The sequence below is a fragment of the Atopobiaceae bacterium genome (genome assembly GCA_022483015.1).
Taxonomy (GTDB): Bacteria; Actinomycetota; Coriobacteriia; order Coriobacteriales; family Atopobiaceae; genus JALCUE01.
Window position 1 is genome coordinate 1,616,383 of the sequence record JAKVOB010000001.1, and the last position, 14,498, is coordinate 1,630,880.

The window sequence follows — 14,498 nt, forward strand, 5'->3', positions numbered from 1 at the left end:
AACCTGGTGCTTGGCTGACGCCTTCGGGTCCAGTCTCAAGCTCACGGTGAGCGTCCGAGGCCGGGACTCCTTGAAGCCATATACGCGTGTTTGACACGTGAGCTGCCACGGCACGGTAACGCTCCGTTGATGGCCCTCTCAGAGGCGTTCTAAGCCCTTGGAATGAGAGGCCTGGAGCGTCGGCCCACGTAGTCTCTTGGCCCCTGCGGTCGATGGGTATCTGAATGCCACGTAGGACCCAGAGTCAGCTGGTTGCCCTGAGATACCCGAATACCTTCGATGAAGATCGCCGCTGACAGAGTTGATGTTCGGTGGTGGGACCGAGGAACCCTCAGCATGGGAACTCCTCTCACGCATTGCTCGCATCGCTCGGTTCGTATCTTAGCGAGGCGGCTACAATCGTGATGCCACGGCACCAGGTCGCTCGACCCGTCCCTGCCTGGTCTGATCTTTCAGGTTTACATAATCCATCTCAACAGACAACTCGTGAGTAAAGGCACCTCAGGACCTTCATCACGATATGGAATACTCTGTCGGACACATCGAGCCATGAGGGTCAGGACTCAGGAATGCCCGTCGTACGCCTCGGCGTCCTGGGGGAGGTGCCTCTCCCCTACTCGGCAGTCTGACCGAGGAACTGTGCCGCGCTCGTGGCAGCGATGACTCCGTCCGAGGCCGCGGTTATCACCTGGCGCAAGGGCTTCTCGCGGGCATCTCCTGCGCAGAAGAGACCCGGGAGCGATGTTTCCATGCGCTCGTCGGTGGTCACGGTTCCTGCGGGAGTGAGATGGACCAGGTCAGAGATGAGCTCCGTCGAAGGCACATGCCCCACGAAGACGAAGACGCCGAAGCCACCCTCCGAGAAGTCCTCGTTCGTGTCACGTCCGGAGGCGTTGTCATGCAAGGTGATAGAGCAGAGCCCGTCATTGCCATGCACAGCCGCAACGCTCGTGAGATAGCGAACGGTGATCTTGTCGTTTCCCCCGAGCTGCTCGGCGATGGCTGGCGTGGCTCGCACATGGTCCTTGCGTACGATCAGCGTCACATGGCTCGCGAAGCGCGTGAGGAAGAGTGCCTCCTCGCATGCCGTGTTGCCGCCTCCGATGACATAGACGGGCTTCCCGCGGTAGAACATGCCATCGCAGGTGGCGCAGTAGGACACGCCGTGACCTGCGTACTCCTCCTCGCCTGTGAACCCTGCATGACGAGGAGTACCGCCGGTCGCGAGGATGACCGACCTGGAGACGAGCTTCGGTTCGCTCTCGCAAGAGCATGTGAACAGGGACGAACCCTCGTCGTAGTCGATGCCCGTGACGGCATCATAGACGAACTCACCTCCGAGCGACTCGGCCTGGGCCTGCATGCGCATGCCGAGCTCCGCCCCATTGATGGTCTCGACTCCAGGGTAGTTCTCGATCTGGTCGGTGATGGCTGCCTGCCCGCCAAAGGCACCCTGCTCCACGGTCACGGCATCAAGCAGGGCACGACTGGCATAGATGGAGGCGGAGAGCCCCGCGGGTCCTCCGCCAACTATCACGAGGTCATGAACGGTCAGGTCCTCAGACATGTGAGCTGCCCTTCTCGAGAGTGACGGAAATCGTGTCTCACCATGTACGGTAGCATAAGCATCTGACGTCATAGGATATGCCCACATCACACGACGGGCCCCCACGTGGTGATGGTGGGGGCCCGTCGTGTGATGCATATGTCAGGGTGAGGCTATTCCTGAGTCTCCGCAGCCTCCTTGGCAAGGCGCTCGTCACGCTCTGCTGGGGTCTCGGAGTGGGTCTCCTGGGGAATCAGGAGGTTCATGATGACGCCCAGCAGCGCCGAGGTGGCCATGCCAGGAAGCGTGTAGTCGCCGATCGGGAGCGAGATGCCAGAGCACTCCATGCCGACGCCGACGATGATGACGACCGCCGCGATCATGAGGTTGCGGTTGATCGAGAAGTCTACCTTGTTGCTCACGAACATACGCAGGCCATTGACGGCGATGAGTCCGAAGAGCAGCAGGCTCACGCCACCCATGACCGGCGTGGGGATGCTCATGATGAGGGCCTCGAGCTTGGGGCAGAAGCCGCCTACGAGGAGGGCGAAACCGGCAGCATACCAGAAGACCTGGGTCGAATAGACGCGCGTCACGCTCATGACGCCGATGTTCTCGGCATACGTCGTTGTCGGGGCACCACCCAGGAAGCCGGCGATGACCGTCGCGATACCGTCACCGGCCAGCGACTGCGGCAGCATCGGCTTGTAGTCCCTGCCGACGATCTCGCCCACGACGAGCAGGTGACCGATGTGCTCGATGATCACCACGAAGGCCACCGGGGCTATGAGCAGGATGGCGCCCATGTCGAAGCGCGGGAACGTGAACGTGGGAAGGCCGACCCGCGCGGCATCGATGACCGGTTGGAAGTCGACGAGTCCCGCGAAGCAGGCGCTGAGATAGCCCACGACGATGGCCAGGAGCACTGGCACCGTACCGATGAGTCCGCTCATGCTCGAGAAGACAACCGCTGAGAGCAGTGTGATGCCAGCGACGATGGCACCAGTTGCCACGAAGGAGTCCGTGCTCGAGTTGAGTGCCATCTTCACGGCCGTGGCAGACAGGCCGACACCGATGACCACGATGACGGAACCGACCAGTACGGGAGGAAGGATCCTGTCCATCCATCCCGTGCCGACCAGCTTGATGACCCCTGCGACGATGAGGTAGACGAATCCGGCCACCACGATTCCCGAGAGCGCCGCATCAAGGCCCTTGGTTGCGCCGACGGCCACGATCGGGCTGATGAATGCGAACGAGCTACCGAGGTAGCTCGGGATCTTGTTGCGGGTCACGAGTAGGTAACAGATCGTACCGATGCCCGAGCACATGATCGCGATGGACGGATGAAGGCCCGTGAGCATCGGTACGAGGACGGTCGAGCCGAACATGCTCATCATGTGTTGGATTCCGAGCGGAATGGCGTGGCTAACCGGTACCCGGTCGTCGACTCCGATGATGTCTCGCTGCTTCTTCATTGCTTGCTCCTCAAGTGAATCTTCAAGTCATCGACATGCAGGGAGGACCCTGCTTCACGAAGCAGGGTCCTCCCTGGAACACGAATCGTCATTAGGCAAACAGGAACGAGACCAGGAAGGCCGCGGCAGCCACCCACATGAGCGGCTTGATCTGCTTGGCCTTGCCGCAGGCAAGCGCGATGATGCAGTAGCTGATGAAGCCAAGGCCGATGCCCGTCGCGATGGAATAGGTGAACGGAATCGCAACGACGGTGATGAAGGCCGGGAAGCCGTCGAGGACGTCGGACCAATCGATGGCCTTGACCTCGCCCATCATGAGGAAGCCGACCTCTACGAGGGCTCCGCAGGTTGCGGCGGAGGCGACGATGGAGATGAGCGGCGAGAAGAACGCCGCAAGGATGAAGAGGACGCCGGTCGTGACGGATGCGAGGCCAGTGCGGGCGCCGGAGGCCGCGCCGGCAGATGATTCGACGAAGGTCGTGATCGACGAGGCACCGGTAAGGCCACCGACTGCGGCGGCAGCAGAGTCGACGAGCAGGATCTCCTTGATGTTCTCGACCTTGCCGTCCTCGTCGAGGAAGTCGCCTTGCTTGGCCACGGCGACTGCCGTGCCCATGGTGTCGAAGAAGTCACTCATCATGAGCGAGAAGACGAACATGAGGAGCGCTGGCGTGGTGACGACCTTCGCGATGCCCATGATGCCGTTGGCGTCGGTCTGGAAGGGAGCACCGAAGGAGGAGAAGTCAAGCGCCGAGACGATGCCGGTGGGCATCTCCGTGATGCCCAGGGGAATGCCGACGATGACCGCGATGATGATGCCCCAGAGGACGTTGCCCTTCACCTTGAGGCAATACAGGACCATCGTGGCGACGATGGAGACGGCGGCGACGATGAACGTCGGGCTGGTGATGGACCCCATGGTGATGAAGGTCGACTCGTTCGAGACGATGATGCCACCATCCTTGAGGCCGATGAAGGCGATGAACAGGCCAAGACCAGCAGCGATGGCATGCCTCAGCGACTCGGGTATGGCGTCCATGACGGCCTCGCGGAGGCCGCAGATAACGAGGACCAGGATCACGAGGCCCTCGAGCAGGATGACGGCCATGGCGGCATGCCAGTCTCCGCCTGCGGCGGCCGTGAGCGAGAAGGCAACGACAGCGTTGATACCCATGCCCGACGCACAGGCCAGCGGCCGGTTGGCGATGAGGCCCATGAGGATGGTCATGACACCAGCACCGATGCAGGTGGACGTCACTGCGGCGTTCATGGGAACGCCAGCCTCGACGAGCAGCGACGGGTTGACGGCGATGATATAGGCCATCGCGAGGAACGTCACGAGGCCGGCGCGTAGCTCCTGATGCGTCGACGAGCCGCGCTCCTCGATCTTGAAGAACTTCTCCATGTACGAACCCTCTCCCTAGTACGAAACGACGTTACCTGGCCCGTGGTGCCACCCCTGGCTGTACAGGCCTTATCGGCGCCTGCGATCAGGCACCGCTAGAACCGAAACCGCCCGAGCCGCGTTTCGTGCCCTCGAGATGGTCCACCTCAACGAGCTCGACGACCGGAACCTTCTGGATGACGAGCTGGGCGATGCGCTCGCCACGCTCGATGATGATGTCACGGTGCGGGTCGAGGTTGATGGCGACCACCTTGAGCTCGCCCCGATACGCAGAGTCGATGAGGCCGGGTGTGTTGGCCATGGAAAGGCCCTGCTTGAGAGCCAGACCGCTCCTTGGTTGCACGAAGCCCGCATATCCCTTGGGAATGGCGACGGCAAGGCCGGTCGAGATGAGCCTTCGCTCGAAGGGAGCGAGGGTCACCTCCTCGCTCGACCTGAGGTCGAGGCCCGCATCCCCCTTGTAGGCATATGAGGGAAGCTCGACATCAGGGACCAGACGCTGAATCTGTACCTCAATCTTCTTGCTCATTGCTCAATCCTCCGAAGTTCCTCGGTGAACTCGTCAAGGTCATGGAAATCTCGATAGACGGAGGCGAAGCGCACATAGGCGACCTTGTCCAGCGTGAGGAGACGATGAAGCACCATCTCACCGAGCTTCTCCGAATGAACCTCGGTGACCGAACGGTCCCTGAGCTCGGAGACGATGTCGTCGATGAGCGAATCGAGGGAGCTCACGGGAATGTCACGCTTCACGGTGGCCGTCATGAGCCCACGCATGAGCTTCTGCCGGTCGAAGGTCTCATGAGAGCCATCGCGCTTCACGACGATAAGGGGCATCTCCTCGCGACGCTCATAGGTAGTGAACCTAAAGCCGCAGCTGATGCACTCTCGACGACGCCGGATGGCATCATTGTTCTCGGAGGGACGCGAATCCACGACCTTGGACTCTTCGCACCCGCATCTGGGACAGCGCATAATCTCCCCTCGGCATACCTATACTCCATAAGGAAGATAGCACACACGGACTCCACAATCACCCCTCACGGGCAATTCAGCGGGCCGCCACGGACAGCTCCTGACCGACCGTCAGGGAGCCAGAGGAAAGGCTGTTCTCGGACTCGAGCCAATGCACCGTCTCTTGGTCAGAGAGCCCGTCAATGGGATGCGACCGGGCAAGGGACCAGAGCGAATCTCCTTGTGAAACGACAATCTGGGTGGTCGAGAGTGAGCTGGTAGCCGTGGCCACGCCTTGCGACCGGAACGCATCGACGCCAAGGGTCACGGAAAGGCAGATTACCAGGGATGCGATAAGGAAACCAGCAGCAAGGCGATGGCTCAGGACCAACGCGGGACGCGCCGTCGGGGAAGCTGCGGCCGTAGCCAGCCGAACACGCATGCGAGGCGCAGCTGCGGAGGCAACGGCAGACGAGGCGGCACGGGTGCGGGTGCGGGCCATCGGGACATCCGGTGCCGAAGGGCGCGCGTGCGTTGGATGGGCGGTGACGGCCACGGACCTAGCGGGGCTGCTGGAGGCACCGCCTTCAAGGAGTGTCAGACGAGGACGTGAGACATCAAGAGCCGAGCTCCCCTCGTACACGTACTCACTGCTGCATGCCTGCTGAACCATGAGAGCTCCCCTCGCGTAGTTGACACACAAGGTATATCCGACGCTTAGGACACCAATGGGATGGAACGGATGTTCGCATCTATTGTGGAGCGTACGTATGTTCGTGTCAAGCGAGAATCGAACATCTGTTTGCATGGTGATCTGACAAGGCGTAAGATGCGGGTAACGAAGAAGGAGGGGCCATGTCTGAGAAGCGGTCCATGAGCAAGCGCCAGCGCCAGATCTATGACTTCATCTGCTCCTATACCAACGAGCACGCATACCCGCCGTCAGTGCGAGAGATTGGCGCCGCGGTAGGTCTCGCGTCTCCCTCAACGGTGCATGCGCACCTCAAGTTCCTCGAGGAGAACGGCTACATCCATAGGGACCCCAACAAACCGCGTACGATCGAGGTCACCGAAGGGTCGACGCCCTCCGATTCCAAGCCCGGCCTTGCCAGCGTCACGCAGGACCTCGATGCGAACACGGTGACGCTTCCCCTGGTCGGCCGTGTCGCCGCAGGCGTCCCCATCCTCGCAGAGCAGAACGTTGAGGAGACGCTCACCTTCCCGACCTCCATCGTGGGTGACTCGAGTTCGTTCATCCTCAAGGTCCACGGCGAGTCCATGATCAACGCGGGGATACTCGACGGCGACTACATCGTCGTCCGCGAGCAGTCCACGGCCCGAAACGGCGAGATCGTGGTGGCCCTCATCGGTGAGGAGGCCACCGTGAAGACCTTCTACCGTGAGAAGGACCGCATCCGACTTCAGCCCGAGAACGACCACATGGAGCCCATCTATGCCGACAACCCAACCATCCTCGGCCATGTCACGGCGCTCATCAGGTCGATGTCCTGAGACGGGTCATCCGGCTCGTCTTCGCGGGTTTGACGTCCTTAGAGGCATTGCCTGCCTCTCGATGGTGGGTTTTCACCTCTGCTATGACCTCACGGCACTCAAGGGCATGGTGCTCTGGTTCTTCGTGCCACCGTTCGAGGACATCTGGAGGGCCTCGATATCATGGACGTTCCTGCTCCTGGCCGGGTGCATGTGCGCGCTCTCGCGTAGCAACCTGAGGCGCTCGGTGGTCTACCTGGCCGTTGCCGCGCTCATCACGTTGGTCACGACCTTGGCCGGAGTCGACCTTCCCATCACCTTCGGCATAATATTCTGCATGGGGGCCTCGACGCTCGTCGCATGGGCCCTCGAGCGATTCGGAGTCGCTCCCCATGGCCCCGTGGCTGCGATGGTACTCGCCTCCCTCTTCGTGCTGTGTCTCGAGGTCCCTTCTGGCCGTGTGGGTCTGGGACCTCTCTCGATCGCACTCCCGCATTCGATGTACGGTACCGACTGGCTCAGTTGGCTCGGCCTTCCAGGTCCGACGTTCTCCTCGGGTGACTACTACCCACTTCTCCCCTACTGCCTGCTCTATCTCTGCGGTAGCGCCCTCGGCTCGTGGTGGTCCGCAAGAGGGTGGCCTCGCTTCTGCAGCAGCCTCCATGCGAGGCCGCTCGAGTTCGTGGGTCGTCACTCGCTTGCGCTCTATGTCCTGCACCAACCGCTGCTTCTGGTCCTTCTCGGCCTTCTCTAGAGGGTCATTCCTCCACGAGGTAGGCTTCCAGAGTCGAGGCCATTCGCTTCGAGACCTTCGCCGTCACGAGCAGGCCAAAACCCTCATAGCTCTCGTGTACCACCTGGCATCGCTCGTGCACCAGCTTCATGAGCATCCCCTTCTCATAGGGGATGAGGGCGGTCACCGTGACGTCCCCTGCAGAGGCCTCTCTGGCAATGGCATGGAGCAACGACGAGAGGCCATATCCCGTCGTTGCGGAGACCAGTTGCGCCTCAGGATGATGGGCGCCCAACACGGTGAGGCCCTCATCCTCGAGGCAGTCGCACTTGTTGAAGACGGTTATGGAGCGGATGGCAGAGGCGCCGACGAGCGCGAGCGTCTCATCGACCGCCTGGACCTGCTTGTCGAGGTTCACGTCGCTCGCGTCCACGACCTTCAGGATGAGGTCGGCACCAGAGACCTCAGCGAGGGTCGATTTGAATGCCTCGATGATGTCAGTCGGGAGCTTCTGGATGAACCCGACCGTATCGGTGATGGTGATTCGACGTCCCTCATCGAGGTCCAAGGCCCTTGTCGTGGGGTCAAGCGTGGCAAAGAGCTCGTCCTTGGCATAGACGCTGGAATCGGTGAGCGCGTTAAGCAGGGTCGACTTGCCGGCGTTGGTATACCCGGCAAGCGCCACACGGTAGATGCCGGACTCCCATCGCGCCTTGCTCTGGACACCGCGCTGGGTCTCGACCTTGGCGAGGTCGGCCTTGATGGAGACGATCCTGTCACGCACGAGCCTTCGGTCCACCTCCAGCTGGCTCTCTCCCTGGCCGAACCGGCTCCCGATGCCACCTCGAGTCTGCTGGCCCATGAGGTGACTCCACATGCCTCTCAGGCGAGGATAGAGGTACTGCAGCTGTGCGAGCTGGACCTGAAGGCGACCGGCTCGGGTGCTCGCATGCTGCCCGAAGATGTCGAGCACCAAGGCCGTTCGGTCGATGACCTTGACGGGCTCATGAAGGACCTTCTCGAGGTTGGCCTGTTGCGAGGGCGTCAGCTCGTCGTCGAATATGACGACATCGGCCTCGCACCTCTGCACGAGCGAGACGAGCTCTTCGACTTTGCCGCTTCCGATGAAGGTCTTGGGGATGGGTGCGTCGAGACGTTGCGTGAGGGTCGCGATGACATCGGCCCCGTCCGTCTCGGCAAGACGTGCAAGCTCTGCCATCGAGTCATCAAGCGGCCAGTCATGGCTCCCGATGTCTACACCCACGAGCACCGCGCGCTCGCGCGCCTGCTGGGTCACATAAGGCTTGAACCTACCCATCAACCGACCTTCCAGTCCGAGACGATCGTCTCCACCGCATGTCCGACATCGGTGACATCCATATCGATCCATCTGACACGGTCATCATGGCGAAGCCAGGTGAGCTGCCGCTTCGCATATCGCCTTGATCGCCGCTTCACCCTCGTGACCGCCTCGTCGAGCGTGCAGGCGCCCGCGAGATACTCCAGGAGCTCCTTGTAGCCTATGGCTTGGGAAGCGGTTGGTGCCCGATCGAGGCCATGCGCTCCTAGGGTGCGCACCTCGTCGAGAAGCCCCGAGGCCATCATCCCGTCGACCCGAGCGTCGATACGGTCGTAGAGGCGTTGGCGGTCTGTCGCCAGGCCCCAGATCCTCGCATCGTAATGCGGCTCATGGCTGCGAGAGGAGCCATAGGAAGCGGCATAGGACGTGCCATCGTCTAAGAGCTCGATCGCACGAATGGTCCTCCGAACGTTGTGAGGATGGATGAGGGCCGCGCTCCTGGGGTCTCGGGCCTCAAGCTCGTCATGGAGGACCTGGCCCCCTTCTACCTCTGCGCGTCTCTCGAGGGCCTTACGACGAGCGTCGCCGCCCGACCCCTCCGGCAACGAGAGCTCGTCGATGGTCGCATCGAGGTAGAGCCCCGTGCCTCCGCAGAGCACCGGTACGATGCCCCTGCACGTAAGGTCGTCTATGACCTGACGTGCATCATGCTGGAAGCGCTGGGCAGAGTACCCCTCTCCCGGGTCGCAGACATCGACCATGAGTAGAGGGGCTCGACGCGACGAGGGAGGCGTCTTGGCTGTTCCGATATCCATCCCCCGATAGACCTGCATCGCGTCGACCGAGATGACAGCCCCTCCGAGCCGTTCGGCGACGCGGTCGGCGACCTCGCTCTTCCCAGACCCGGTCGGCCCCACGACGCAGATCGTCCTGCCATGGGAAGCCTGCGCGTCCTGGCTCACCGAGGGTCACCGGCCGGTGTCCCCTTGAGGTACCACGGATGGGCTTCGTCTATGGTCATCGGCAGTATCGAGCCGACGAGGGCAGCAGAATCGAGGTCCTTGCCCGGAGAGAAGAGCACCGTCTGGTTCTTCTCGGAATGTCCTACCAGGACGTCCGTGTTGCGCTTCGAGGGACCTTCGACGAGCACCTGGTCGACCCCTCCTACGTCATTGCGGTTCGATGCGAGGGATTGGGCCTCGACCAGGCGCGCGAGCCTATCGAAACGGTCCTGTATCACCTCTTGCGGGGTGTCGTCCTCGATGCGTGCGGCCGGGGTACCGTCACGGCGCGAATAGATGAAGGTGAAGGCAGCGTCGAAGTCGGCCTCGCTCACAAGGCTCATCGTGTCATCGAAGTCGGTCTCGGTCTCACCGGGGAACCCGACGATGAGGTCGGTCGTGAGTGCTATGCCGGGCATGGCAGCACGGATCCTCCTGGCGAGGGCAAGGTAGTCCTCACGGGTGTAGTGGCGGTTCATGGCCTTGAGGACGCGGGTCGAACCGCTCTGCACGGCAAGGTGGAGCTGGGGCATCACGGACGGGGTCTCGGCCATGGCAGCGATCGTATCGTCCGTGAGGTCCTTGGGGTGAGACGAGGTGAACCTGATGCGCTCGATGCCCGTTGCACCCACGGCGCGGAGCAGCTCGGCGAAGCGAGGGTCACCATATCGGTCGCGGCCGTAGGAGTTCACGTTCTGTCCGAGCAGGCAGACCTCCCGGACGCCATCGGCCACGAGATGGTCGACCTCCTGCACGACCTCGTCGAAGTCGCGGCTGCGCTCACGACCACGGACATAGGGAACTATGCAGTAGCTGCAGAAGTTATTGCATCCGTACATGATGGGGACCCAAGCGTGGAAGGCGGTCGCACGCGAGGACGGCAGGTCAGTCGAGAAGGACGACGACTCGCTGACGTCGACCTCGAGCTCGTCGCCGACGTCACCACGAGACTCGGCAAGGAGATGCGGGAGGTTCTGGATGGCACCCGTGCCGAAGACCACGTCCACGTTAGGAAGATGTTCGCGGAGGTTCTCGCCGTCACGCTGGGCGATGCAGCCACCTATGGCGATGGTCCGCCTGCCACTCGGAGGCATGGGCGCACCAAACACGCCGGTGACGTTGCCATAGAGGCGCGTGTCCGCCTTCTCGCGCACGCAGCACGTCATGAAGACGACGATGTCAGCATCGTCAGCAGAGCCGACCTCGAGACAACCGCAGGCATCCAGAAGTCCCGAGACACGCTCTGAGTCGTGGAGGTTCATCTGGCAGCCGAAGGTACGGACGAAATAGGTGAGCCCAACGAGCACGGACGGATAGGTCATCTAACAAACCGTCCTCACACCATCATCGGTGAGGGCCTGCGAGTCCTGAGGCACCAGGCGATGCACGTAGACGGCGAACCTGATGGCCGTTCGCGGCTGGCCATTGATCTCGATATCCGAGAAGGTGGGGGCACAGGAGATGTCCACGCCCGTCGGTATGAGGAAGCCTCGGGCGATGGCCATTGCCTTGACAGCTTGGTTGACGGCACCAGCCCCGACGCACTGCATGTTGACGGGTACGCCATCCTTCACGAGCCCCGCGATGGCCCCGGCGACCGATGCCGGCGAGGATTTGCTTGATACCTTGAGGTAGTCCATGCATGTCTCCTGGTTCGAGGTCATACGATGCTGCTGCGATTCGAGGTACTTGGATATCTGGCACAAGAACTGCTATGCATATTCTACCGATTGGAGGGATTCCCGTACGCGGGAATGCAAGGAGGCGAACGGTCAATCCCGCTTGTCGACGTCGAAGGTGACGGTGACACGGCTTCCTGTCACCCGGATATGGGGTTCTCCAGAGAGCTGCAGGTAGTACCTATCAGCAAGGTAAGAGAAGTCTCGCTCGAGGAGCCTTGAGAATCCCTGCGCGTCCTGGTCGGATATGTGAAGGCCCCGGCAGTCCTTGGTGAGGTCGACCTCATGAGCTTGGCCTCCCGAGACATGTTGCAGACGTGCCAGGACCGAGCGGGTGGGCTTGATCTGACCGGAGAGTATCCGATGCGCCGTGCGTTCCGAGAGGTCAAGGCCTATTCCAGAGGCGATGCGCATGAGCTCGTCGGCATCGGCGGCAACCGACGGCCGCGAGACGACCGGAATCGTGGCGACGTCATCGACGAAGAGTAGGTCGCAGGAAGGTGTGGACCCATCGCCGTGCGCACGGAGCGTAGAGAGGATCTCGGAAGCGCTTCCCAGATACACCTCGCAGGCCGAACGCTCCTCGAGGGCGAACTCGCAGCAGGCGCGGATGATGTTGTGAGGCCCACGCGAGACGCCGGCGACCCCATCGTCGTCCACACCGACATGTGGCCAGGTGGACTGGTCGGCACGCTCGGACAGGCGCGAGCAGTCGACGTCGACGCGAAGAGAGCTACCCAACCCAGGAGCCGAGGTGACGACCCGTGCCGAAGAGACGTTCTCGCTGATGGAGAAGAGCGCCATGCCTCTGCCATGGACGCCCCAGCGATCCATATGGACTGACTCGAGCTTCGAGGTCACGCGTGCGTCGAAGATGCGGTCCTGCATGTCATCCGGGATGCCCACACCATCATCGATCATCGTGAGGTAACGGGCATCACCCTCACGTCCCGTCGCCACATAGATGTGGTGGGCCCCGGCATCACGGGCGTTGCGCAACATCTCGACGACAGCGTCCTCGACAGACTGGATGTCGTGCTTTGCCTGCCTGCGCTCGGCCTCCCCGACACGAAGTCGAACGAATCCCTCACCGAGGTTCTCCTCGACCTTGAGCTGCGAGCCCCCAGAGACCGAAGCGACGAACCCGACCAGGTCATCCTGGGCGGGTTCGTCATGTGAGGCATCGATATGGGACGTTTGCGTCATGCCGTCCTACTTGGCAACGTCGACAGCACGCGACTCGCGGATGACGACGACGCGCACCTGACCGGGATACTCCATGCCGTCCTCGATCTCGTGGGCGATGTCATGCGCGAGCACCGTGGCCTCGGCGTCCGAGATCTTCTCGGGCTGCACCATGACGTGAAGCTCGCGACCGGCCTGCATGGCATAGGTACGCTCGACACCAGCATGGGCGTTTGAGATCTCCTCGAGCTTCTCGAGGCGCTTGATATAGGTCTCGGCAGACTCGCGACGCGCACCAGGGCGTGAGGCAGAGATGGCATCCGCAGCCTGCACGAGGACGTCGAGCACGGTATTGGGGTCGACGTCGGCGTGATGGGCCTCGATAGCGTGGACGATCTCAGGCTTCTCGCCATAACGACGTGCCAGGTCGGCTCCGATGACCGCATGGGGGCCCTCGACCTCATGGTCGATTGCCTTGCCGAGGTCGTGAAGCAGGCCGGCCCTCTTGGCGATGACCTCGTCATAGCCAATCTCGGAAGCCATGACGCCACAGAGGATGGAGACCTCCTTGGAATGCTGTAGGACGTTCTGTCCGAAGGAGGTGCGGTACTTGAGGGCACCGAGGGTCTTGATGAGCTCAGGGTGCAGGTCATGGATTCCGGCATCATAGGCTGCCTGCTCGCCAGCCTCCTCGACGCGTTGGTTCACGAGCTCCTCTGCCTTCTTGTACATCTCCTCGATGCGGGCAGGATGGATACGTCCGTCTGCGATGAGGTTCTCGAGCGCCACCCGAGCGGTCTCGCGGCGGACAGGATTGAAGCTCGAAAGCACGACGGTCTCAGGCGTGTCATCAACCACGAGCGAGACACCGGAGACCTGCTCGAACGTACGGATGTTGCGGCCCTCGCGACCGATGATGCGACCCTTCAGGTCATCAGACGGGATATGCACGGAGGTGACCGTCACCTCGCCGGCTCGATCTGCCGCACAGCGCTGGATGGCCGTGGCAACGATCTCCTGGGCGGTCTTGTTGGCCTCGGCGCGGACGTGCTGCTCGGAGTCACGCAGTATCTGCGCCTCCTCGCGTACGGAGTCGGCCTTCACGCGATCGAGGAGCTCGGTATGGGCCTCTTCCTCGGTAAGCGACGAGATGCGCTCAAGCTCGGTCTTCTGGCTGGCAACCATGTCGTCGAGATCGGACTTCTGCTTGTCGAGCTGGCCCTGCTGGCTGGACAGCTGGTGCTCTCGCTTGTCGAGGGCGTCGTTACGGCGGTCGAGGGACTCCTCGCGCTGCATGACGCGCTTCTCGAGGTCATGGATCTCGGCCTTGCGCTGCTTGCCATCAGCCTCAGAGCTCTGCTTGATCTTGAGGGCTTCCTCCTTGGCCGCGATGAGCGCCTCCTTCTTGGAGGTCTCCGCATCGCGCTCGGCAGAGGAACGGATGGACTCCGCCTTCGACTTGGCGTCGTCCACCTCCTTGTTGGCGGCCTGCACCCGCGACGAGTTCTTTCCGTTGAACACGACCATTGCGACGGCTGCGCCGACGACAAGGCACACGATCCCTATGACGATACTGATGACATCCATGGCCACTCCTAGGTAAAGGTATGCAAGTGTGAGGAGACCACCGGCTAAGGTGGAGTCCGCCATACGAGTGGCTTCTCGAGTCTATGTGGAAACAAGAGCTAGACGGGCGTGCAGAAACAAGGGAAACGTCAAGCTGCCA

Annotated in this window: 13 protein-coding genes; 2 read left to right on the top strand and 11 right to left on the bottom strand. The window is 61.9% G+C overall.

What is annotated here, in order from left to right:
• Positions 1-613: 613 nt before the first annotated feature.
• The 5 genes from LKE50_06970 to nrdR form a co-directional block, all read right to left on the bottom strand.
• Positions 614-1,567: an FAD-dependent oxidoreductase gene (locus tag LKE50_06970; protein MCH3968339.1), complete on the bottom strand. Its 954-nt coding sequence runs from the start codon at positions 1,565-1,567 to the stop codon at positions 614-616.
• Between the two features lie 152 nt (positions 1,568-1,719).
• Complete coding sequence (locus LKE50_06975) at positions 1,720-3,024, bottom strand: NCS2 family nucleobase:cation symporter (protein MCH3968340.1); 1,305 nt, start codon at positions 3,022-3,024, stop codon at positions 1,720-1,722.
• A 91-nt stretch (positions 3,025-3,115) separates the two neighbouring features.
• Positions 3,116-4,429, bottom strand: coding sequence for an NCS2 family permease (locus LKE50_06980; GenBank protein MCH3968341.1), 1,314 nt, complete (start codon positions 4,427-4,429; stop codon positions 3,116-3,118).
• Between the two features lie 85 nt (positions 4,430-4,514).
• Positions 4,515-4,958 (bottom strand): dUTP diphosphatase, encoded by a 444-nt coding sequence (gene dut / locus LKE50_06985; GenBank protein ID MCH3968342.1) that lies wholly within the window; start codon positions 4,956-4,958, stop codon positions 4,515-4,517.
• Complete coding sequence (nrdR, locus tag LKE50_06990; protein ID MCH3968343.1) at positions 4,955-5,404, bottom strand: transcriptional regulator NrdR; 450 nt, start codon at positions 5,402-5,404, stop codon at positions 4,955-4,957. Before nrdR ends, dut begins: the two co-directional genes overlap by 4 nt.
• A gap of 834 nt (positions 5,405-6,238) precedes the next feature.
• On the opposite strand from nrdR, the gene lexA reads away from it, so the two are divergent.
• Complete coding sequence (gene lexA / locus LKE50_06995) at positions 6,239-6,895, top strand: transcriptional repressor LexA (protein ID MCH3968344.1); 657 nt, start codon at positions 6,239-6,241, stop codon at positions 6,893-6,895.
• Positions 6,896-6,956: 61 nt separating this feature from the next.
• Positions 6,957-7,628 carry a DUF1624 domain-containing protein gene (locus tag LKE50_07000; GenBank protein MCH3968345.1) on the top strand — a complete coding sequence of 224 codons (672 nt, stop codon included), beginning with the start codon at positions 6,957-6,959 and terminating at the stop codon, positions 7,626-7,628.
• 4 nt (positions 7,629-7,632) lie between these two features.
• On the opposite strand, the gene hflX is transcribed toward LKE50_07000, so the two are convergent.
• The 6 genes from hflX to rny all read right to left on the bottom strand — a co-directional run bounded on the left by hflX (position 7,633) and on the right by rny (position 14,359).
• A complete protein-coding gene (gene hflX, locus LKE50_07005) occupies positions 7,633-8,925 on the bottom strand; it encodes a GTPase HflX (protein MCH3968346.1) in 1,293 nt (430 codons plus the stop codon).
• Positions 8,925-9,869: a tRNA (adenosine(37)-N6)-dimethylallyltransferase MiaA gene (gene miaA / locus LKE50_07010; protein ID MCH3968347.1), complete on the bottom strand. Its 945-nt coding sequence runs from the start codon at positions 9,867-9,869 to the stop codon at positions 8,925-8,927. Before miaA ends, hflX begins: the two co-directional genes overlap by 1 nt.
• Positions 9,866-11,230 carry a tRNA (N6-isopentenyl adenosine(37)-C2)-methylthiotransferase MiaB gene (gene miaB / locus LKE50_07015; GenBank protein MCH3968348.1) on the bottom strand — a complete coding sequence of 455 codons (1,365 nt, stop codon included), beginning with the start codon at positions 11,228-11,230 and terminating at the stop codon, positions 9,866-9,868. The genes miaA and miaB overlap by 4 nt, the downstream gene beginning before the upstream one ends.
• Entirely contained in the window at positions 11,231-11,548 is a 318-nt protein-coding gene (locus LKE50_07020) for a stage V sporulation protein S (protein ID MCH3968349.1), read from the bottom strand.
• Between the two features lie 132 nt (positions 11,549-11,680).
• Entirely contained in the window at positions 11,681-12,793 is a 1,113-nt protein-coding gene (locus tag LKE50_07025) for an ATP-binding protein (protein ID MCH3968350.1), read from the bottom strand.
• Between the two features lie 6 nt (positions 12,794-12,799).
• On the bottom strand, positions 12,800-14,359 hold the full coding sequence (rny, locus tag LKE50_07030; GenBank protein MCH3968351.1) for a ribonuclease Y: 1,560 nt from the start codon (positions 14,357-14,359) through the stop codon (positions 12,800-12,802).
• Positions 14,360-14,498: the final 139 nt, after the last annotated feature.

What these genes read in the sequence shown, in the direction of transcription:
- dut (MCH3968342.1), bottom strand. Translation starts at nt 4,958, where the DNA reads ATGAGCAAGAAGATTGAGGTACAGATTCAGCGTCTGGTCCCTGATGTC.
- LKE50_07025 (MCH3968350.1), bottom strand. Translation starts at nt 12,793, where the DNA reads ATGACGCAAACGTCCCATATCGATGCCTCACATGACGAACCCGCCCAG.
- LKE50_06975 (MCH3968340.1), bottom strand. Translation starts at nt 3,024, where the DNA reads ATGAAGAAGCAGCGAGACATCATCGGAGTCGACGACCGGGTACCGGTT.
- LKE50_06970 (MCH3968339.1), bottom strand. Translation starts at nt 1,567, where the DNA reads ATGTCTGAGGACCTGACCGTTCATGACCTCGTGATAGTTGGCGGAGGA.
- LKE50_07020 (MCH3968349.1), bottom strand. Translation starts at nt 11,548, where the DNA reads ATGGACTACCTCAAGGTATCAAGCAAATCCTCGCCGGCATCGGTCGCC.
- miaB (MCH3968348.1), bottom strand. Translation starts at nt 11,230, where the DNA reads ATGACCTATCCGTCCGTGCTCGTTGGGCTCACCTATTTCGTCCGTACC.
- LKE50_06980 (MCH3968341.1), bottom strand. Translation starts at nt 4,429, where the DNA reads ATGGAGAAGTTCTTCAAGATCGAGGAGCGCGGCTCGTCGACGCATCAG.
- lexA (MCH3968344.1), top strand. Translation starts at nt 6,239, where the DNA reads ATGTCTGAGAAGCGGTCCATGAGCAAGCGCCAGCGCCAGATCTATGAC.
- nrdR (MCH3968343.1), bottom strand. Translation starts at nt 5,404, where the DNA reads ATGCGCTGTCCCAGATGCGGGTGCGAAGAGTCCAAGGTCGTGGATTCG.
- rny (MCH3968351.1), bottom strand. Translation starts at nt 14,359, where the DNA reads ATGGATGTCATCAGTATCGTCATAGGGATCGTGTGCCTTGTCGTCGGC.
- hflX (MCH3968346.1), bottom strand. Translation starts at nt 8,925, where the DNA reads ATGGGTAGGTTCAAGCCTTATGTGACCCAGCAGGCGCGCGAGCGCGCG.
- LKE50_07000 (MCH3968345.1), top strand. Translation starts at nt 6,957, where the DNA reads ATGGTGGGTTTTCACCTCTGCTATGACCTCACGGCACTCAAGGGCATG.